Here is a 19,549-nt window from a genome sequence, read left to right as displayed (position 1 = left end):
ATCACAGAGCCCACGTCCATCCCAGGTGGTCGTGGGCTCTGTCGTGTTATCGGCTTTTCGACTGAGGTGAATCGGAAAGCCACACATCTGGCGCAACGGTGTCCGTCCGTCGCCCTTGCTGGTCGAGCACGTGGCCGAGCAGTTTGCGCAGATACAGCACGATGGATCGTTCCGTGACGCAAAGACCCGGAATCTCCTTGCGCAGACGAGTTTCGAATGCATCGAGTTCTGCAGGAGAATGCAGCCACAACTGAACCACCAGGTTGTCGGGGCCGACTACAGCGAAGCAGTTTCGAACTTCCGACGCCCGACTCAGCACTCGTCCCGCCGTATCGAGAAGCTCGGGTTCGACGCGGCACCACAAAGTGGCGAGCACGGGAAGGCCGGCCAGCGGCCGCGCGAATTCACACCGCAGCGCCACCAACCCCGAAGACGTGAGCCGGTCGATCTGGCGTTTGCACGCAGCGGGACTGACACCGATCGCGTCGGCCAACTCCTTCATGGGAGTGCGCCCGTCGTAAGCGAGCTTCGTCAGAACCTTGCGATCCTGTTCGGATATCCCGGTCGGCCGAGCGCGCACGGCAGGACGGTTTTCGCTGGTGGTCAGCACACCCTTCTCGGACGGTGCCAGCGCATTGAGTCTCCATCGCCCACCTTCGGTGAACCAGCGTGTGATGATCGAGGTTCGTGTCGCCAGTACACCGTCGATCGTTGCGACGTCTTCCGATATGAAGCGCGACATCGACGCCAGGTCCGCGGTACCGGCTGTGACGAGCAGATCTGCTCTGCCCGTTGATGCTTCGATGGTCACGGCGTGGGCCGAGCGAGTCAGCCGTGCCGCGACGGTGTCGAGAAGAGCAGGTGAGCAATCGATTTCGATGATCGCTGTGACGATGCTGCCCAGGACCTGTGGCCCTGGAGTGACCGTGACCCAGGCCAACGACGATTCGGAGAGTCGATTCCAACGACGGGCGAGAGTCGCGGCGTCGAGTTCGAGTGGTCCGGCCAACGAAAGCCACTTCGATCGCGGTGCGAGCTGGAGCGCATTGATTATCCTCAGATCGATTTCATCTATCCCGCGACCGTTGCCGGTATCTGGTGCGCTCATAACGTCATTATCCGGCATATTTCTGCAAGATTCGGACTATCTGCGACGCTCGACGGATGATCACAGAGGAGAAGTACGCGCTGATCGGAGCGGGCCCGTCTGGATTGGCCGGCGCGCGAAACCTCGATCGGGCCGGGATAGCGTTCGACGGCTTCGAGAGCCACGACGACGTCGGTGGGCTCTGGGATATCGACAACCCGCACAGCACCGTCTACGAGTCGGCGCACCTCATCTCTTCGAAGGGCACCACCGCATTCGCGGAGTTCCCGATGGCGGATTCGGTGGCCGACTACCCGAGCCACGTCGAACTTGCCGATTATTTCCGCGACTACGCCGATACTCACGATCTTCGCAGGCACTTTGCCTTCGGCACTACCGTCGCCGACGTTTCGCCGGTCGATTCGCTGTGGCAGGTCACCACGCGCAGTCGCAGCGGTGAGACAACAGTCGCGCGGTATCGAGGCGTGATCATCGCGAACGGAACGCTGTCGAAGCCGAACATGCCGACTTTCCGGGGCGACTTCACCGGCACGTTGATGCACACGAGCCAGTACCGCAGCGCCGAGATCTTCCGCGGGAAGAAGGTACTGGTCATCGGGGCGGGCAACAGTGGATGCGACATCGCCGTCGATGCCGTCCACCAGGCCAAGTGCGTCGACCTGAGCGTTCGGCGAGGCTACTACTTCGTCCCCAAGTATCTGTTCGGCCGACCCTCGGACACCTTGAATCAGGGAAAGCCGTTGCCGCCGTGGATCAAACAACGCGTCGACACCTTGGTACTCAAGCAGTTCACGGGTGATCCGGTGCGGTTCGGATTTCCGGCACCGGACTACAAGATCTACGAATCGCATCCGGTCGTGAACTCGTTGATCCTGCACCACATCGGGCACGGTGATGTGCACGTGCGCGCCGACGTCGACCGGTTCGAGGGGAGAACGGTGCGGTTTGTCGACGGATCGTCTGCCGACTACGACCTCGTTCTCTGCGCCACGGGGTATCACCTCGACTATCCCTTCATCGCGCGCGAGGACTTGGACTGGTCGGGCGCTGCCCCGGACCTGTTCCTCAACGTCGCGAGTCGCCGCCACGACAATCTCTTTGTTCTCGGCATGGTCGAAGCATCCGGTCTCGGATGGCAGGGCCGTTTCGAGCAGGCCGAGTTGGTGGCCAAATTGATCACCGCACGTACCGAAGCCCCCGCCGCGGCGCGGGAATTCTCGGCGGCGGCGGCCGGTCCTCCTCCCGATCTGTCCGGGGGATACAAGTACCTGAAGTTGGGACGAATGGCCTACTACGTGAACAAGGACGCCTACCGATCGGCGATCAAGCGACACATCGGACTGCTTGATGCCGCTCTGACGAAGGGAGGACAGTGATGCCGATCGACGACGTGGTGCTCAACTTCAACCCGGGATCGTTGATGATCCTCAACGTGGTGCTGGCCGCGATCATGCTGGGGATCGCCCTCGACACCTCGGTCGACGACTTTCGTCGTGCGCTCACCAAACCCAAGGCGATGGCGGTGGGTATTGCTGCGCAGTTCCTGCTGTTGCCGGCAGTGACTTTTCTCCTGACGCTGATTCTCTCGCCGGCTCCGTCGGTAGCACTCGGCATGATCCTGGTGGCGTGCTGCCCGCCAGGGAACATCTCGAACGTCCTGACTCACCGGGCGGGCGGCGACGTCGCACTCTCGGTGTCCATGACGGCGGTGTCGAACGTCCTCGCGATCTTCCTCATGCCGCTCAATCTTGCGTTCTGGGGGAGCCGACGCCCGGAGACCGACGCTCTGTTGCAGTCCGTGAACCTGAATGCGCTCGAGATGGTCGCGCAAATCGCCCTGATCATCGGTGTGCCGTTCGTTCTCGGCATCTGGGCGGCACGAAGGTTTCCGGAGATCGCCGCGAAAGCGCAGCCTTGGGTGAAAAACGGTTCGTTGGTGGCGTTGTCGATCTTCATCGTCGCGGGGGTGTCGGGGAATGCGTCGTACTTCGTCGACTACATCGGGGTGGTACTGCTCGCGGTCTTCCTGCACGACACGGTTGCCCTCGCACTGGGATACTTCTGCGGCGCCGTCACCGGGTTGAACGAATACAGCCGTCGCGCCGTCTCTTTCGAGGTCGGCATCCGCAATGCGGGGCTGGGGCTTGGCCTGGTGTTCACGTTCTTCGACGGGCTCGGTGGCATGGCCATCGTGGCCGGCTGGTGGGGAATCTGGGACATCATCGCCGGGTTGGCTCTGGCGACGATCTGGTCCAAGCGACGCGCCCGAAAGGCGGTACCGGCATGACCGTCGCACTCGTCACGGGCGGGAACGGGTTCCTGGGTACCGCTGTCATCGACGCACTGATCGCGCAGGGCATCGCCGTCGTCTGTGTCGACCTCACGGTCAAGGACACGCCGGACGATCGCATCCGCCGCGTCAGGGCGGACGTCTGCGACCCCACAGAGTTGGGGCGGGTGTTCGGTCAGTACCGACCGAACGTCGTGATCCACCTTGCGTCCATCGTGAATCCCGGCAAGAACACGACAGCAGAGCAGGAGTATCGCGTCGACGTCGACGGGACACGAAACGTGCTCGCGGCCTGCGTCGAACACGGGGTTGGACGGATCGTCGTGTCTTCGTCCGGAGCGGCGTACGGCTACCACTCCGACAGCCCACCGTGGATCACCGAGGACGTACCTGTCCGAGGCAACGACGAATTCACATACAGTCGCCACAAACGCCTGGTCGAAGAGATGCTCGCCGAATATCGCGTCGAACACCCGGAGTTGGAACAGGTTGTCTTCCGGATCGGCACGATCTTGGGTGAGAGTGTCGACAATCAGATCACCGCGTTGTTCGATCGCCGCAAGCTGCTCAAGGTTGCCGGGAGCGACAGCCCCTTCGTCTTCGTCTGGCACACCGATGTCGCGGGCGCTTTTGCGGAGGCCGTGACCGGAAACCAAGTGGGCATCTTCAATGTCGCGGGCGACGGCTCGTTGACCGTCGACGAGTTGGCTTCCCGGATGGGCAAGAGCACGGTGACGCTTCCTGCATGGTTGTTGCGAGGCGTTCTACGCGTCGGACGGCGATTGGGCGTAACGGAACACGGTCCGGAGCGCGTCGGATTTCTCCAGTACCGACCGGTTCTCGACAATCGGCGGCTCAAGGAACAGTTCGGATACGTCCCCGAATATTCGAGCGAGGAAGCATTTGCCGCGTATCTCGCGTCACGCTGACCCCTTCGACGGACGGTCGTGGAAGGATCGGAATTGTCCGTCGGCGTTTTCGAGAAGGGACTGACAGTGTCACGAAATGATGGGCCCGAACATGATGGGTCCGAGCACGATGGGTCCGTGCACCAGGTAGTCGAGGCCGCCAGTGCACTCGACGACAAGGACTTCCTCGCGGTCGTCCGCGCAGTGGTCGAGCGTCGTCCGAGCTTGTCGGTCCTTCTTTCCGTGGTGGACACCGCTGCCGCGAGCCTCGAGCCGCACCGTGTAGAGGACGACAACACGATCACGGACGCCGAAGAAGTCGAACTGCCCGACACCGTTGTGGAGGTCGACGAGATCATCGACGTCCCGGTGGTACTTGCGACCGACCCGAGAATTCCCGAACCCGACTACACCGAAGGGGGAGTCCCCACTTTCGACCGTGTTCGGGAGAAGATAGAGGGGCGCTTCGGTACTTCCATAGGTTCGGCCGAATTGGCACACGAGAGTCCTGCCGGAAAGTCCGTCGACGAGCAGTGGGACGAGCGCCAGAAGGCCGCAAAGGCCAAGCTCGAGGAGATTCGACGATCCATGGGTAAGTAATTATGCATTCCGATGCACAATGATGCATACTGTGTGACATGACTGAAGGTGGTACGACCGAGAACGCACGCAAGCCGATCAGAGTCGCCGTTGCCGGCGCCAGTGGGTACGCCGGTGGTGAGGTTCTGCGTCTGCTCCTCGGGCACCCGTCCTACGCCGACGGCAGTCTGGTGATCGGTTCGCTGACCGCCGGTGGCAACGCCGGTTCGACGCTCGGTGAGCATCATCCGCACTTGCTTCCACTCTCTTCGCGGGTACTCGAAGAGACCACTGTCGAGATCCTCTCGGGTCACGACGTCGTCTTCCTCGGTCTCCCACACGGAAATTCGGCTCAGTACGCCAAGTTGCTGCCCGAGTCGACGGTCATCATCGACTGCGGCGCGGACTTCCGGCTGCAGGATCCCGCAGCCTGGGAGAAGTACTACAAGAGCGCTCATGCCGGCACCTGGCCCTACGGTCTTCCTGAATTGCCCGGTGCCCGTGAGAAATTGGTAGGCGCAACCCGCATCGCCGTTCCGGGCTGCTACCCGACGGCAGCGAGCCTCGCGCTGGCCCCCGCCGTTGCCGCGGGGATCGTGGACTCACACGTGAACGTGGTTGCGGTCAGTGGCACTTCGGGCGCCGGCCGGGCACCGAAGGCTGATCTGCTGGGTTCCGAGGTCATGGGCTCCGTCCGTGCGTACGGCGTCGGCGGTGTCCATCGCCACACCCCTGAGATCATTCAGAATCTCTCGGCCGCAGGCGGCAAGGACATCAGTGTCTCCTTCACTCCGGTGCTCGCGCCCATGCCGCGCGGCATCCTCGCGACCTGCACGGCAGCCACCACGGCCACCGAAGAGCAGGCACGCGAAATCTACGAAAAGGCATACAACGACGAGCCGTTCATTCATGTGCTGCCTGCCGGCATCTTCCCGCAGACCGGCGCTGTGATCGGATCCAACGCCGTGCAGATCGGGGTCACCGTGGACGCCGACGCCGGTCAGCTCGTTGTCATCTCGGCAATCGACAATCTCACCAAGGGCACCGCCGGTGGCGCGGTGCAATCGATGAATCTCGCCCTTGGCCTACCCGAGACCGCAGGTCTCTCTACCGTGGGAGTAGCTCCGTGAGCACCGACAATCCGCAGCAGATCGACAACGCAATCGAGCCTGACGCGACCGTTGCAGACGTGGTTCACGTCGCCGGGGGACGTCTGCTCCGCACGCAGGGCGTCACCGCACCTGCCGGATTCCGCGGTGCCGGAATTGCTGCCGGTATCAAGAAGAGTGGCAAGTCGGACCTCGCATTGGTGCTCAACGAGGGACCCGATCTGGCCGCTGCCGGCGTCTTCACCCTGAACAAGGTCAAGGCAGCTCCGGTGCTCTGGTCTCAGCAGGTCCTGACGACGGGCAAGCTGCGCGCGGTGGTGCTCAACTCGGGCGGCGCGAACGCCTGCACGGGCGCGGGTGGATTCCAGGATGCACACAAGACTGCCGAGGAAGTTGCTTCGGCACTGAGTAATTGGGGCACCGAGACGGGCGCGATCGAGGTCGCTGTCTGTTCGACCGGACTTATCGGTGACCGCTTGCCCATGGACAAGCTGATCCCCGGTGTCACCGAGGTGGTGCACGAACTGGCCGGCGGAATCTCCGGCGGCACCGACGCGGCATACGCGATCATGACCACCGATACCGTGCCGAAGCAGGCGTCGCTGCACCACGCGAACAAATGGAACGTCGGCGGAATGGCCAAGGGCGCAGGCATGCTCGCGCCTGCGCTGGCCACCATGCTGTGCGTCGTCACGACCGATGCTGTCGCAACGGCGGATCAGCTCGATACCGCTCTGCGCGCCGCCACCCACCTGAGCTTCGATCGCCTCGACGTCGACGGCGCCACGTCCACCAACGACACAGTGCTCCTGTTGGCCTCCGGCGCCAGCGGTGTCACGCCGACGCAGGACGAACTGAACGCCGCAGTGCTGGCCGTGTGTGATGATCTCGCGGATCAGTTGATGGCAGACGCCGAGGGTGTCACCAAGCGGGTCAAGGTGACGGTTCGCGGCGCGGCGTCCGAGTCCGATGCGTTGATCGGCGCCCGGACCATCGCCCGCGACAGCCTGGTCAAGACAGCGCTTTTCGGTTCCGATCCCAATTGGGGTCGCGTTCTCGCCGCAGTGGGTATCGCTCCCATCGAGCTCGATCCCGATCGAATCAGTGTGTCCTTCAACGGGAGTCCCGTCTGCATCGACGGCGTCGGTGCTCCGGGGGCGCGTGAGGTGGACCTGAGTGGGATCGACATCGAACTCGACATCGATCTGGGAATCGGCAACGAGTCCGTGAGCATTCGCACCACGGACCTCTCGCATGCTTACGTCGAAGAGAACTCGGCGTATTCGTCATGACCGAGACGTATCCCGTGATCAGCGAGCATCAGAAGGCGCATGTCCTCGCCGACGCGCTGCCGTGGCTGCAGCGATTCCGAGACAAGGTGGTCGTGGTCAAGTACGGCGGAAACGCCATGATCGACGAGACGCTCAAAACGGCATTTGCCGCCGACATGGCGTTCCTGCGGACTGTCGGCATCCACCCCGTCGTCGTGCACGGCGGCGGCCCGCAGATCAACGCGATGCTGGCACGCCTTGGCATGAAGGGTGAGTTCCGCGGTGGTTTCCGGGTCACGACGCCCGAGGTGATGGACGTCGTCCGGATGGTGCTCTTCGGTCAGGTGGGCCGTGAACTCGTCGGGCTGATCAACGCGCACGGTCCGTACGCGGTCGGTATCTCCGGTGAGGATGCGCACTTGTTCACCGCTACTCGACGCACTGTTGCGGTCGAGGGGGAGCAGACCGACATCGGCCTGGTCGGAGACGTCACTACCGTGAACCCAGACGCGGTACTCGATCTCATTGCGGCAGGACGTATTCCGGTGGTCTCGACCATCGCGCCCGACGCCGACGGCGTCGTCCACAACATCAACGCCGATACCGCTGCTGCAGCACTGGCCGAGGCGATCGGTGCCGAGAAGCTCGTTGTCCTCACCGACGTCGAGGGCCTGTACACCGATTGGCCGGACCGATCCTCGCTGGCCACCGAGATCGACACCGACGCCCTTGCTCAGTTGTTGCCGAGTCTCGATGCCGGCATGGTGCCCAAGATGGAGGCCTGCCTTCGCGCGGTGCGCGGAGGTGTGCCGTCGGCGCACGTGATCGACGGTCGGCTCGAACATTCAGTCCTACTCGAACTTTTCACCGGTGAAGGAATCGGCACGATGGTCGTGCCGGGTTCCTCGGTCGCCGGTCCCCAGCAGGGAGCTATCTCATGAGCACGATCGATCTGCAGCAGCGGTGGTCCGCTTCGCTGATGAACAATTACGGCGTACCCCGGGTTGCTCTCGTCCGCGGTGACGGCGCCGTACTCACCGACGCCGACGGCAAGCAGTACGTCGACTTCCTGGCCGGAATCGCCGTCAACATCCTCGGACACGGACATCCGGCCGTCGTCGAAGCCGTGACTACTCAGTTGTCGACACTCGGCCACGTGTCCAACCTGTACGCCAGCGAGCCGGTCGTCGAGTTGGCGGAGCAGCTGCTCGCTCATCTCGGCAACGTCACCGGGCGCGCGTTCTTCTGCAACTCCGGTACCGAGGCGAACGAGGCTGCCTTCAAGCTCGCTCGCGCCACCGGCCGGAAGAAGATCATCGCAGCCGAAGGCTCCTTCCACGGTCGCACGATGGGGGCACTCGCTCTGACGGGTCAGCCGGCCAAGCGGGCGCCGTTCGAACCGATGCCCGCCGGTGTCGAGTTCGTGCCGTACGGCGACGTCGAGGCACTCGAGCAGGCCGTCGATTCCGACACCGCCGCTGTGTTCCTCGAACCGATCATGGGTGAGGGCGGCGTCGTGGTGCCACCCGAGGGATACCTCGTCGAGGCTCGGCGGATCACCGCCGAGCGCGGTGCACTTCTCGTGCTCGACGAAGTGCAGACCGGCATTGGCCGGACCGGCTGGTTCTACGCACATCAGGCAGTCGGCATCGTGCCAGACGTCATCACTCTTGCGAAGGGACTCGGCGGCGGAATGCCGATCGGCGCCTGCATCGCGACCGGGGCAACGGCAGAGTTGTTCGGACCGGGCAAGCACGGTACGACGTTCGGTGGCAATCCGGTGTGCGCTGCGGCGGCGCTTGCCGTGCTGAAAACCATTGCAGCGCAAGACCTGATCTCACGCGCCGACAGCTTGGGCAAATCGATCTCGGCGGGCATCGAAGATCTGGGCCATCCGTTGGTCGACTACGTACGGGGATCAGGACTGTTGCTGGGTGTCGTGCTGACCGAGGACGTCGCGCCGGCAGTGGAAAACGCAGCGCGCGAAGCCGGGTACCTTGTGAATGCAGCGCAACCCGGAGTGATCCGGTTGGCGCCGCCGCTCATCCTCACGGACGAGCAGGCCGAAACCTTCGTGGCAGCACTACCTGCCATCTTCGACAGTGCACTATCGGCTGACCAGCCGGGGGAGAAGTGACTACCGTGGTGAAACACTTTCTCAGGGACGACGATCTGACTCCTGCGCAGCAGGCCGAAGTTCTCGAACTCGCAGCGATTCTCAAGAAGGACCCGTTCGCTCGGCGTCCGCTCGAGGGTCCCCGCGGAGTCGGTGTCATCTTCGAGAAGAACTCGACGCGTACACGTTTCTCGTTCGAGATGGGCATCGCACAGATGGGCGGTCACGCTGTCGTCGTCGACGGGCGCAGCACTCAACTCGGTCGTGAAGAGACCTTGGCGGACACCGGACGCGTTCTCTCCCGCTACGTCGATGCCGTCGTGTGGCGCACGTTCGGCCAGAAGCGACTGGAGCAAATGGCTACGGGCGCAACGATTCCCATCGTCAACGCATTGTCCGACGAATTTCATCCCTGTCAGGTTCTGGCCGATCTGCAAACGCTGATCGAGCAGAAGGGTGAGCTCAAGGGACTGAAGCTGACCTACCTGGGCGACGGCGCCAACAACATGGCTCACTCGCTGATGCTCGGCGGAGTCACCGCAGGCATCGACGTCACCATTGCCAGCCCCGCGGGCTTCGAACCGGCGGACTGGGTCGTGGCAGCAGCACGCAAACGCGCCGAGGAAACCGGCGCGACCATCACCCTGACGCAGGACCCACAGGCCGGCGTCGTCGGCGCCGACGCGTTGGTCACCGACACCTGGACCTCGATGGGTCAGGAGAACGACGGGCTCGATCGAGTCGGACCTTTCCGTCCGTTTCAGATCAACAAGGAACTGCTCGCAAAAGCAGATCCGAAGGCTGTCGTCCTGCACTGCCTGCCGGCCCATCGCGGCGAAGAGGTCACCGACGAGGTTCTCGACGGACCCCAGAGCGTCGTCTGGGACGAGGCGGAGAACCGTCTGCACGCCCAGAAGGCGTTGCTCGTGTGGCTGCTGGAACAGCGAACCCAACTGGACCCGGCGTGAGCGTCGCTCCCACTCGGGCTGGTCGCCAGTCGCGCATCATCGCGCTTCTGGCGGCTCACCCTGTCCGAAGTCAGACGGAGCTGGCGGCCTTGCTCGGTGCCGAGGGCATCGAAGCAACGCAGGCGACGCTCTCGCGTGACCTCGAAGAGCTGGGAGCGGTGAAACTGCGTGCCGCCGACGGCGGCGCCGGTGTTTACGTGGTGCCGGAGGACGGGAACCCGGTACGCGGTGTGTCCGGCGGTACCGACCGTCTCTCACGGCTGTTGGGTGAGCTGTTGGTCTCCACCGATTTCAGCGGCAACATGGCGATTCTCCGGACACCGCCGGGAGCCGCGCACTACCTCGCGAGCGCACTGGATCGGTCCTCGATGCCCGACATCGTGGGAACGATCGCCGGAGATGACACCATCTTCGTGGTGGCCCGAGAACCGCTTTCCGGAGCGGAACTCGCGGCCATGATCGAATCGCTCGCCTGACCCCTTATTCTTTGATAGAGATTTTCAACCGAAGGAGCACAAAAACCATGGCCGATCGCGTCGTACTCGCCTACTCGGGCGGGCTGGACACTTCTGTTGCCATCAGTTGGATCGGTAAGGAGACGGGCGCTGAAGTTGTCGCCGTCGCCATCGATCTGGGGCAGGGTGGCGAGGACATGGAGGTCGTGCGTCAGCGCGCGATCGACTGCGGCGCAGTCGAATCCGTTGTCGTCGACGCCCGCGACGAGTTCGCGGACGAATACTGCCTGCCGACCATCGCGGCCAACGCCCTGTACATGGACCGCTACCCGCTGGTCTCGGCCATCAGCCGTCCGCTGATCGTCAAGCACATCGTCGAAGCTGCACGCTCGCACGGCGGCACCATCGTCTCGCACGGTTGCACCGGTAAGGGCAACGACCAGGTTCGCTTCGAGGTCGGATTCGGCGCCCTCGCACCCGACCTTCAGGTCATCGCACCGGTCCGCGACTACGCCTGGACCCGCGAGAAGGCCATCGCCTTCGCCGAAGAGAACAACATCCCGATCAACGTCTCCAAGAAGTCGCCGTTCTCGATCGACCAGAACGTCTGGGGCCGCGCCGTCGAGACCGGATTCCTCGAGGATCTGTGGAACGCGCCGACGAAGGACGTCTACGACTACACCCAGGACCCGACGGTCAACTGGAACGCACCCGACGAGCTCATCATCAGCTTCGACAAGGGCCGCCCGGTCGCCATCGACGGCCGCCCGGTGTCGGTTCTCGAAGCCATTCAGGAACTGAACAAGCGCGCAGGCGCTCAGGGCGTCGGCCGTCTCGACGTCGTCGAGGACCGTCTCGTGGGCATCAAGAGCCGTGAGATCTACGAAGCTCCCGGCGCCATGGTTCTCATCACCGCGCACCAGGAACTCGAACACGTCACCCTCGAACGCGAACTCGGTCGCTACAAGCGTCAGATGGAGCAGCGTTGGTCCGAGCTGGTCTACGACGGACTCTGGTTCTCGCCCCTCAAGGACGCACTGGACACGTTCGTCAACAAGACGCAGGAACGCGTTACCGGCGACATCCGTCTCTTCCTGCACGGTGGAGCCATCACCGTCAACGGTCGTCGCAGCCCGGAGTCGCTCTACGACTTCAACCTCGCGACGTACGACGAGGGCGACAGCTTCGACCAGTCCGCATCGAAGGGCTTCGTCGAGATCCACGGTCTGTCGTCGAAGGTCGCCGCGAAGCGCGATCTGGGACTCTGAGCCATGACGGCTCGCGGTGACGGAGACGCTCAAAAACACGGCACCAACGAAGGTGCGCTGTGGGGCGGGCGGTTCGAGTCCGGACCGGCCGCTGCCATGGCGGCGCTGAGCAAGTCGACTCACTTCGACTGGGTCCTCGCTCCGTACGACGTGCGTGCGTCGCAGGCGCATGCACGTGTGCTGAACAAGGCAGGCCTGCTCAGCGAGGCCGATCTCGTGACAATGCTCGACGGTCTCGACCGTCTGGCGGCAGATGTCGCCAGTGGCGCCTTCGGGCCCAGTGAATCGGACGAGGACGTACACGGCGCACTCGAGCGCGGTCTGATCGAGCGTGTCGGGCCTGAGGTCGGTGGGCGCCTGCGTGCTGGACGTTCGCGCAACGACCAGGTGGCCACGCTGTTCCGCATGTGGCTTCGGGATGCGGTCCGCCGCATCTCCACCGGCGTTCTCGACGTGGTCGATGCTTTGGCGACTCAGGCCGGGGCCCATCCGGATGCCGTGATGCCGGGCAAGACGCACCTGCAGGCGGCTCAGCCGGTCCTGTTGGCGCATCACCTGCTCGCTCACGCACATCCGTTGTTGCGCGACGTGCAACGTCTTCGCGACTTCGACGTACGAGCTGCGGTGTCCCCGTACGGTTCCGGTGCACTCGCCGGTTCCTCGCTCGGTCTCGACCCCGAAGCCATTGCAGCGGAATTGAAGTTCGACAGCTCGGCCGAGAACTCGATCGACGCAACCGCTTCGCGTGATTTTGCGGCCGAGGCAGCGTTCGTGCTTGCGATGATCGGTGTCGATCTCTCACGCATGGCGGAAGAGATCATCATCTGGAGCACACCGGAATTCGGCTACATCACGCTTGCCGACGCGTGGTCGACAGGTTCGTCGATCATGCCGCAGAAGAAGAATCCGGATGTCTCGGAACTCACGCGCGGTAAGTCTGGTCGTTTGATCGGTAACCTCACCGGCCTGCTGGCGACGCTCAAGGCTCAGCCGCTGGCGTACAACCGCGATCTGCAAGAGGACAAGGAACCGGTCTTCGACTCGGTTGCGCAGCTGGAGATGTTGCTCCCGGCCATCACCGGCCTGGTGCAGACTCTCGAGTTCCACACCGAACGCATGGCGGAACTTGCTCCGGCAGGGTTCACGTTGGCCACCGACATCGCGGAGTGGATGGTGCGCCAGGGCGTGCCGTTCCGGGTTGCACACGAGGCTGCTGGAGCGTGTGTGCGTGTCGCCGAAGCGCGAGGCGTCGGACTCGAAGATCTCACGGACGAGGAACTGGCCGGCGTCGACAGCGCGCTGACACCCGCTGTTCGTGAGGTGCTGACAGTCGAGGGTTCCATTGCTTCGCGCAACGCGCGAGGCGGCACTGCGGGGGTGCGGGTTGCCGAGCAGCTGGACGGAGTCAAAGCAGTGGCGCAGTCACTGCGGGAATGGACCCTGTGACCTCGCGGTCACGAGTGTTGTCGCTCTCTTTTCGGCAGTAGTCCTTCGGTCGTACGCGGTCAGGTAGCAGAATTTGCTCCCTGACCGCGTACGCGTATTCGCCGTCAGTAGGCTTGTCGCGCGCGGGAAAAATGAGACTGACGTCACATGGTGAGTAACTTGGGAGTGAAATGGTGGGATTGAATTCCAAGTCTGTGCTGGGCCCGATTCGTCGGGTGGTTGCGACAGCACAAAACGGCCTCGAGGTCGTCCGGTTGGGTGGGCTGGAAACGGATGCGACCACGTCGCCGTTCGAGATCGTCGAACGCGCAGCGATGTATCGGCTACGGCGCTACTTCCCGGACAGTGACCCGGAAACCGTCGGCGCACCGATCTTGCTGATCCCGCCGATGATGATGTCGGCGAACGTGTACGACGTGACCCGTGACCAGGGCGCTGTGGGAATTCTGCACGAGATGGGCCTTGATCCCTGGGTCGTCGATTTCGGTTCGCCCGACTCCGAAGAGGGCGGTTGGGATCGTAACCTCGCCGATCACATCATCGCTCTCAGCGACATCGTCGATCACATCCACCGTCACACCGGAAAAGATGTTCACATCTCCGGTTATTCGCAGGGTGGCATGTTCGCCTATCAGGCTGCCGCGTATCGGCGTAGTCGAAACATCGCCAGCGTCATCACCTTCGGCAGTCCGGTCGACACACTCGCCGCGCTACCCTTCGGCATCCCGGCGGGATTGGCAACCAAGGGTGCAGATTTCCTCGCCGATCACGTCTTCAATCGCCTGGCGGTCACCGGGTGGATGGCCCGTACCGGGTTCCAGTTGCTCGATCCCGTGAAGACGCTGAAGATGCGCGTCGACTTTCTGCTTCAACTGCACGACCGTGAGGCGTTGCTTCCGCGGGAGCAGCAACGCCGCTTCCTCGCGACCGAGGGTTGGGTCGCGTGGTCGGGGCCCGCGGTAGCCGAACTGCTCAAGCAGTTCATCGTGCACAACCGAATGATGACAGGTGGGTTCGTCATCAAGGATCAATTGGTCTCGCTCGCCGAGATCACCTGCCCCATCCTGGCATTCGTCGGTGAGGTCGACGACATCGGCCAGCCGCAAGCGGTTCGAGGCATCAGTCAAGCCGCTCCGCGGGCGAAGGTCTACGAATCTACCTTGCGTGCAGGCCATTTCGGTTTGGTTGTCGGTTCCACCGCGGCCAATCACACCTGGCCGACCACCGGTGAATTCGTACAGTGGACCGAGACGGGTGGACCCCTCCCGGACCGTATCGCGAACATGGTCTACGGCGCCGACCTCGAAGACCAGACCGGTGTGTCGATCAGCAATCGGATCATCCACACCGTCGCCTCGGTCGCTGAAGTAGGTGCAGGAGTCACCAAGGGAATCAGTGACCTTGCCGCCGGTGCGTTGCGCGGCACTTTCGAATTGTCGGGAGAAGCGGCACGAGCGTTGCCACGTCTGGCTCGACTCAACCAGATTCAGCCGCACACCAAAATCTCGCTGAGCCAGTTGCTGGCGGAGCAGCGTCGAAAGGCGCCGAACGGCGAGTGCTTCCTCTTCGACAATCGCGTGCACACCTATGAAGCGGTCAACGCGCGTATCGACAATGTCGTGCGTGGATTGATCTCCGTGGGAGTGCGTCCGGCAGCGCATGTCGGTGTCCTGATGGAGACCCGCCCCAGCGCACTCGCGGCCATCGCGGCCCTGTCGCGACTTGGTGCCGTCGCGGTCATGCTTCCGCCAGGCTCCGACATCACGGCGGCGGTCAAGCTGGGGTCGGTCGATCGGATCATCACCGATCCGGAAAACGTCGATGCTGCAGTGGTTACCGGTCGGCCGGTACTGGTGCTCGGCGGCGGCGATGCCCGTGGCCTCGAGGTGGATCCGTCACACGACGTGATCGATCTCGAACAAATCGATCCGACGAAGGTCAATCTGCCCGGGTGGTACCGACCGGATCCCGGTGTCGCCCGCGAACTCGCCTTCATCATCTTTGCGGAATCCGGCGGTGTGCTCGAAGCCAAGCAGATCACCAACTACCGGTGGGCACTGTCGGCCTTCGGCACGGCCACGGCGGCAGATCTCGATCGCGGTGACACCGTGTACTGCCTTGCACCACTCCATCATTCGTCGAGTCTGCTCGCGACCATCGGTGGTGCCATGGCCGGTGGCTCACGCATTGCGCTCTCACGTGGACTGAACCCCGCGAGGTTCGTCGAGGAAATCCACCGCTACGGCGTGACGGTCGTGAGTTACACGTGGTCGATGATGCGCGAGATACTCGACGAGGATCTTCTTCTCATCGACGGTAGTCATCCGGTCCGCCTGTTCATCGGTTCGGGCATGCCCCATGGTCTGTGGAAGCGGACAACGGAGGCGTTCGACCCCGCGCAGGTACTCGAGTTCTATGCGTCGACCGAAGGCGACGTGATTCTTGCCAATGTTGCAGGCTCCAAAGTTGGTTCCAAGGGGCGCCCACTGCCGGGTAGCGCGCAGGTGCGGTTGGCGGCATACGACCCGCTGAGTGGTCGGCTCCTCGAGAACGGAAACGGATTTGTCCGTGAGTGCGCCGAAGACGAGGTCGGATTGCTGCTCGGGCGCGCGGGATTCACCGCCGATCTCTCGGGCGGAGCCATGCGAGGTCTCTTCCAAGCCGGCGATTCGTGGATTCCCACCGAAAATCTCTTCCGCCGGGACGCCGACGGCGACTACTGGCTGATCGACCACAAGAACACGGTCATTTCCACGGTCCGCGGTCCCGTGTTCACCCAGCCGATCGTCGACGCGTTGTCGAGTGTGGCGCGGGTGGATCTTGCCGTCGCATACGGAGTCGGTGACGCGCCGCATCAGCTGGCGGTCGCTGCCGTGACTTGGCGTCCGGGGCGGCAGTTCCGTTCTGCCGAGCTTGCAGAGGCCCTCTCGCGCATCGCTTTCGACGCTCGTCCGGATATCGTGCACGTGGTTGACGAGATCCCGGTGGGTTCGTCGTACCGTCCGAGCTCCACTGCTTTGGCTGCGGCCGGATTGCCGGCGCCGGGGCCACGGACCTGGTTCCTCGATTCCGAGTCGCAGTCGTACAAGCGGCTGACCAAGGCAATTGCCGCGCAGTTGATGCCGACGAGGGTGAGCACCGGAGCACGGTAGCCTGAGGACATTCTGTTTGATCGGTTCGAGAGGACACACGTGGCTATTGATTCGACGTTGCTCAGCATTTTGGCCTGCCCCCAGGACAAAGGCCCGCTGCTGCTGGTCGGGGACGAGTTGCTCTACAACCCGCGCCTGCGGCGTGCCTACCCGATCGAGAACGGCATTCCCGTTCTGTTGATCGACGAGGCACGCGATGTAGCGGACGACGAACACGAGAAGTTGCTCGCGCGGGCTGAAGGCTAGATCGGTAATTCACCGGTCAGGTACCGCTGGAGGTTCGGCGCCACCAGCGGTACCAAGGCGTCAACGCTCAATGATGCGAGTGGTTCGAGTCCGAGCACATATCGCGTGACAAGCAGTCCGGCCATCTGAGAGGCCACCAATTCCGCTCTGATCAAGCCGGTACCAGGTGGTGTGTCCACCCGCGGAATGATGTCGCGCAATACGACATCGAGCAGAAAGCTCTGGATCAACTGCGATCCGTCGCCGGAAATGGCTGATCGAAAAGCCGCCAGAATCGCCGGCTGGTGTTCCGAATCCCATAGCCCGATCACCGCCCGGAGAAGGCTTTCGCCGAGGTTTTCGGTCGGGGAGGTGTGAACCGGTCCCAGTACCTTTGCTGGATCGATCGGTAGCGCGATCGCAGCGGTGAACAACTGCTCCTTGCTCCCGAAATGGTGATGAATCATAGCCGGATCGACGTCAGCGGCCGCAGCTATCGATCGAACGGTTGTTCGTCGAAAACCGTTCTGGGAGAACGCCCGTCGCGCCGAATCGAGGATCTGCGCGCGAGTCTCCGACTTGCCCGGTCGTCGCCCCGAACGAATCGGTGCAGGACTCGTGTCCTTGTCGGTCATGGAGTGCGGCGATCGAGTGTGGCCGCGGCCAGCGAGAGTGCGGCGGCGGCGAAGCCCGCCATGACGGCGAGATCACGCCACATCTGACCCGTCGCGTCGGCATGCATCGACACTTGCTGAAGTGCGTCGACGGCGTAGCTCAAGGGGAGGACGTTGCTGATCCATTCGAGCCAGGTCGGCAATTGGTCGCGCGGTACCAGGAGTCCGCAGAGGAAGAGCTGTGGAACCACAACTACCGGCATGAATTGCACCGCTTGGAACTCGGTCTTCGCGAATGCGCTGGCCAACAGGCCTAGCGCAACGCCCAGTATTGCGCCGAGAACTGCAATGACGATGACCCAGGCAAGACTGCCGGCGATGGTGAGTCCGAGGAATCCGAAAGCAACCGCGCACGCGAGGGCTGCCTGAGCGGCGGCGGAGAGCGAAAATGCCGCCCCGTATCCGGCGAGAAGGTCGAGTTTGCCCATCGGTGTGGTGAGCAGGCGTTCGAGTGTGCCTGAACTGCGTTCGCGTTGCATCGCGATGGACGTGACCAGGAACATGACGACAAACGGCAAGATTCCCAACATCGTGATCGCCACTCGTTGGAAGAGCGAAACCTGGCCGGGTGGCGTCGGGACGTCTTGGTAGAGGAAATAGAGCAGAATCATCAGTAACGACGGGACCAACAAGATCATGGCCACCGTGCGGTGATCTTGGCGGAGCTGAAGCAGAATGCGTACGGTCGTAGCACCGAAGATCCTGATGCTCATGATATTTCGCCTCCGACGGGTGAAGTCCGAATCAGCTCGAGAAAGGCGTCCTCGAGCCGTTCACATCTGGTTTTGGCGCGCAATTCATCGGGTGTGAGTTGAGCGAGGAGGTGCCCGTCTCGCATCAGGATCAGCTCAGCGCAGTGGTCGGCCTCATCCATGACGTGGCTGGAGACCAACAGGGTGGTTCCGCTGCGAGCAAGGTCAGCGAATCGTTCCCACAATTCGACGCGAAGCACCGGATCGAGGCCGACGGTCGGTTCGTCGAGGATCAACACATCAGGTGACGCCACCAACGCGCAAGCCAGCGAGACTCGCCCGCGTTGACCACCAGACAGATCGGCGGCGGTCTGGTCGGCGTATCGGCTCAATCCGACGGCGTCGACCGCTGCTGCGACGTCGGCGCCGGACTTGCCGTAAAGAGCGCCGAAGTACTGGACGTTTCGAGTGACCGTCAGGTCGCCGTACACGCTGGGGGATTGGGTGACATATCCGACCCGGTGGCGAAGAGCAACGGAACCGGCGAGATCGCCCAGCACTCTGACCTCACCACTTTCGACGATCTGTGTTCCGACAATCGCGCGCATCAGGGTTGTCTTGCCGCAGCCGGACGGGCCGAGCAGTCCGGTGATCGATCCTGCTGATACCTGCAGGTCAAGCGAGTGAAGAACTTCGTGCTTGCCGCGAACGACTCGTAGTCCGCGGATATCTATTGCCGGCGTTGTGGTCACGGTTCGCCTCGTTTCAATAATTCATCACTTGTTGAATTATGCGACTCGGCCGACCGATGAGTCAACGGCGTGGGCACAATCGAAGGGTGAGCATCGAGACCTTGGAAAATGTGGAGAACCCGTTGGAAGCGGGCCTGACAATTCTCGGCTCGACCCTGACCGTCGACGACATCTCGCTGAGGATCGTCGAGGTCGAGGCGTACGGAGGGGAGAAGGACGGGCCATGGCCGGATCCGGCAGCACATTCGTATCGGGGGAGAACGCCGCGGAACAGCGTGATGTTCGGGCGGGCGGGGCGTCTCTACGTCTACCGCAGCTATGGAATGCACTTTTGTATGAACATCTCGTACGGCCCGGATGGTGTCGCGGGTGGTGTTCTGCTCCGAGCGGCCGAAATCGAGGCCGGTCACGATGTGGTGTCTGCTCGGAGATCGCCGGATCGACCATCTCACCAATGGGCCAGAGGGCCGGGTAATCTCGGTGCTTCTGTCGCAATCACGTTGGCGGACAACGGAACAGACGTGTTCAACCCTGCC

Annotated in this window: 19 protein-coding genes (1 of these 19 only partly in view); 15 read left to right on the top strand and 4 right to left on the bottom strand. The window is 62.9% G+C overall.

All coding sequences use genetic code 11. The annotated features are described in order from the left end of the window. Window positions 1-46: 46 nt before the first annotated feature. Window positions 47-1,108 carry an Lrp/AsnC family transcriptional regulator gene (locus P0M12_RS28165; RefSeq protein ID WP_125051146.1) on the bottom strand — a complete coding sequence of 354 codons (1,062 nt, stop codon included), beginning with the start codon at window positions 1,106-1,108 and terminating at the stop codon, window positions 47-49. Between the two features lie 56 nt (window positions 1,109-1,164). Here P0M12_RS28165 and P0M12_RS28160 point away from each other — a divergent pair, with 56 nt between their 5' ends. The 14 genes from P0M12_RS28160 to P0M12_RS28095 all read left to right on the top strand — a co-directional run bounded on the left by P0M12_RS28160 (window position 1,165) and on the right by P0M12_RS28095 (window position 16,916). After that, window positions 1,165-2,484, top strand: coding sequence for an NAD(P)/FAD-dependent oxidoreductase (locus P0M12_RS28160; protein ID WP_276117347.1), 1,320 nt, complete (start codon window positions 1,165-1,167; stop codon window positions 2,482-2,484). Further along, a complete protein-coding gene (locus tag P0M12_RS28155) occupies window positions 2,484-3,395 on the top strand; it encodes a bile acid:sodium symporter family protein (RefSeq protein ID WP_277377162.1) in 912 nt (303 codons plus the stop codon). The genes P0M12_RS28160 and P0M12_RS28155 overlap by 1 nt, the downstream gene beginning before the upstream one ends. Continuing rightward, window positions 3,392-4,327 carry an SDR family oxidoreductase gene (locus P0M12_RS28150; RefSeq protein WP_162114720.1) on the top strand — a complete coding sequence of 312 codons (936 nt, stop codon included), beginning with the start codon at window positions 3,392-3,394 and terminating at the stop codon, window positions 4,325-4,327. Before P0M12_RS28155 ends, P0M12_RS28150 begins: the two co-directional genes overlap by 4 nt. A gap of 117 nt (window positions 4,328-4,444) precedes the next feature. Further along, window positions 4,445-4,906, top strand: a complete 462-nt coding sequence (locus tag P0M12_RS28145; RefSeq protein WP_021344370.1) for a hypothetical protein — start codon at window positions 4,445-4,447, stop codon at window positions 4,904-4,906. 38 nt (window positions 4,907-4,944) lie between these two features. Then, window positions 4,945-6,015, top strand: a complete 1,071-nt coding sequence (gene argC, locus P0M12_RS28140) for an N-acetyl-gamma-glutamyl-phosphate reductase (RefSeq protein WP_042450492.1) — start codon at window positions 4,945-4,947, stop codon at window positions 6,013-6,015. A gap of 32 nt (window positions 6,016-6,047) precedes the next feature. Then, window positions 6,048-7,286 (top strand): bifunctional glutamate N-acetyltransferase/amino-acid acetyltransferase ArgJ, encoded by a 1,239-nt coding sequence (argJ, locus tag P0M12_RS28135; RefSeq protein WP_050656537.1) that lies wholly within the window; start codon window positions 6,048-6,050, stop codon window positions 7,284-7,286. Then, window positions 7,283-8,206 (top strand): acetylglutamate kinase, encoded by a 924-nt coding sequence (gene argB / locus P0M12_RS28130; RefSeq protein ID WP_125051139.1) that lies wholly within the window; start codon window positions 7,283-7,285, stop codon window positions 8,204-8,206. Before argJ ends, argB begins: the two co-directional genes overlap by 4 nt. Continuing rightward, entirely contained in the window at window positions 8,203-9,402 is a 1,200-nt protein-coding gene (locus P0M12_RS28125) for an acetylornithine transaminase (protein ID WP_277377161.1), read from the top strand. Before argB ends, P0M12_RS28125 begins: the two co-directional genes overlap by 4 nt. Beyond that, on the top strand, window positions 9,399-10,349 hold the full coding sequence (gene argF, locus P0M12_RS28120; RefSeq protein WP_021334039.1) for an ornithine carbamoyltransferase: 951 nt from the start codon (window positions 9,399-9,401) through the stop codon (window positions 10,347-10,349). The genes P0M12_RS28125 and argF overlap by 4 nt, the downstream gene beginning before the upstream one ends. Beyond that, on the top strand, window positions 10,346-10,825 hold the full coding sequence (locus P0M12_RS28115; RefSeq protein ID WP_020907875.1) for an arginine repressor: 480 nt from the start codon (window positions 10,346-10,348) through the stop codon (window positions 10,823-10,825). Before argF ends, P0M12_RS28115 begins: the two co-directional genes overlap by 4 nt. A 47-nt stretch (window positions 10,826-10,872) precedes the next feature. After that, a complete protein-coding gene (locus P0M12_RS28110) occupies window positions 10,873-12,072 on the top strand; it encodes an argininosuccinate synthase (protein WP_007736221.1) in 1,200 nt (399 codons plus the stop codon). A gap of 3 nt (window positions 12,073-12,075) precedes the next feature. Beyond that, window positions 12,076-13,518: an argininosuccinate lyase gene (gene argH, locus P0M12_RS28105; RefSeq protein WP_065454995.1), complete on the top strand. Its 1,443-nt coding sequence runs from the start codon at window positions 12,076-12,078 to the stop codon at window positions 13,516-13,518. A 170-nt stretch (window positions 13,519-13,688) separates the two neighbouring features. Beyond that, complete coding sequence (locus P0M12_RS28100) at window positions 13,689-16,670, top strand: acyl-CoA synthetase (RefSeq protein WP_007736206.1); 2,982 nt, start codon at window positions 13,689-13,691, stop codon at window positions 16,668-16,670. A 39-nt stretch (window positions 16,671-16,709) separates the two neighbouring features. Further along, entirely contained in the window at window positions 16,710-16,916 is a 207-nt protein-coding gene (locus P0M12_RS28095; protein ID WP_003944045.1) for a Trm112 family protein, read from the top strand. On the opposite strand, the gene P0M12_RS28090 is transcribed toward P0M12_RS28095, so the two are convergent. From P0M12_RS28090 to P0M12_RS28080, 3 genes are read right to left on the bottom strand one after another with little or no spacing between them, the layout of a single operon-like run. Continuing rightward, the gene (locus tag P0M12_RS28090; protein ID WP_007736202.1) at window positions 16,913-17,530 is read right to left on the bottom strand and encodes a TetR family transcriptional regulator; all 618 of its coding nucleotides are present in this window, start codon (window positions 17,528-17,530) and stop codon (window positions 16,913-16,915) included. The genes P0M12_RS28095 and P0M12_RS28090 overlap by 4 nt on opposite strands. Then, window positions 17,527-18,282, bottom strand: coding sequence for an ABC transporter permease (locus P0M12_RS28085; protein WP_003944033.1), 756 nt, complete (start codon window positions 18,280-18,282; stop codon window positions 17,527-17,529). The genes P0M12_RS28090 and P0M12_RS28085 overlap by 4 nt, the downstream gene beginning before the upstream one ends. After that, complete coding sequence (locus P0M12_RS28080) at window positions 18,279-19,013, bottom strand: ABC transporter ATP-binding protein (protein WP_007736198.1); 735 nt, start codon at window positions 19,011-19,013, stop codon at window positions 18,279-18,281. Before P0M12_RS28080 ends, P0M12_RS28085 begins: the two co-directional genes overlap by 4 nt. 86 nt (window positions 19,014-19,099) lie before the next feature. Between P0M12_RS28080 and P0M12_RS28075 the strand changes: the two genes are divergently transcribed. Then, window positions 19,100-19,549: the 5' portion of a DNA-3-methyladenine glycosylase gene (locus P0M12_RS28075; RefSeq protein WP_003944023.1), read on the top strand. 159 nt of this gene lie beyond the right edge of the window; the window shows 450 of its 609 coding nt (coding positions 1-450); its start codon is at window positions 19,100-19,102; its stop codon lies off the right edge, out of view.

It is taken from the genome of Rhodococcus sp. RCBS9, assembly GCF_029457415.1.
Classification (GTDB): Bacteria; Actinomycetota; Actinomycetes; order Mycobacteriales; family Mycobacteriaceae; genus Rhodococcus_F; species Rhodococcus_F qingshengii.
Note: the sequence above shows the minus strand (reverse complement) of the source record. Positions and strands in the feature narration are given on the sequence as shown.

Coding starts and splice junctions, on each gene's coding strand:
- argH (WP_065454995.1), top strand. CDS start 12,076: ATGACGGCTCGCGGTGACGGAGACGCTCAAAAACACGGCACCAACGAA.
- argC (WP_042450492.1), top strand. CDS start 4,945: ATGACTGAAGGTGGTACGACCGAGAACGCACGCAAGCCGATCAGAGTC.
- P0M12_RS28165 (WP_125051146.1), bottom strand. CDS start 1,108: ATGAGCGCACCAGATACCGGCAACGGTCGCGGGATAGATGAAATCGAT.
- P0M12_RS28155 (WP_277377162.1), top strand. CDS start 2,484: ATGCCGATCGACGACGTGGTGCTCAACTTCAACCCGGGATCGTTGATG.
- P0M12_RS28100 (WP_007736206.1), top strand. CDS start 13,689: ATGGTGGGATTGAATTCCAAGTCTGTGCTGGGCCCGATTCGTCGGGTG.
- P0M12_RS28110 (WP_007736221.1), top strand. CDS start 10,873: ATGGCCGATCGCGTCGTACTCGCCTACTCGGGCGGGCTGGACACTTCT.
- P0M12_RS28085 (WP_003944033.1), bottom strand. CDS start 18,282: ATGAGCATCAGGATCTTCGGTGCTACGACCGTACGCATTCTGCTTCAG.
- P0M12_RS28150 (WP_162114720.1), top strand. CDS start 3,392: ATGACCGTCGCACTCGTCACGGGCGGGAACGGGTTCCTGGGTACCGCT.
- P0M12_RS28160 (WP_276117347.1), top strand. CDS start 1,165: ATGATCACAGAGGAGAAGTACGCGCTGATCGGAGCGGGCCCGTCTGGA.
- P0M12_RS28090 (WP_007736202.1), bottom strand. CDS start 17,530: ATGACCGACAAGGACACGAGTCCTGCACCGATTCGTTCGGGGCGACGA.
- P0M12_RS28125 (WP_277377161.1), top strand. CDS start 8,203: ATGAGCACGATCGATCTGCAGCAGCGGTGGTCCGCTTCGCTGATGAAC.
- argB (WP_125051139.1), top strand. CDS start 7,283: ATGACCGAGACGTATCCCGTGATCAGCGAGCATCAGAAGGCGCATGTC.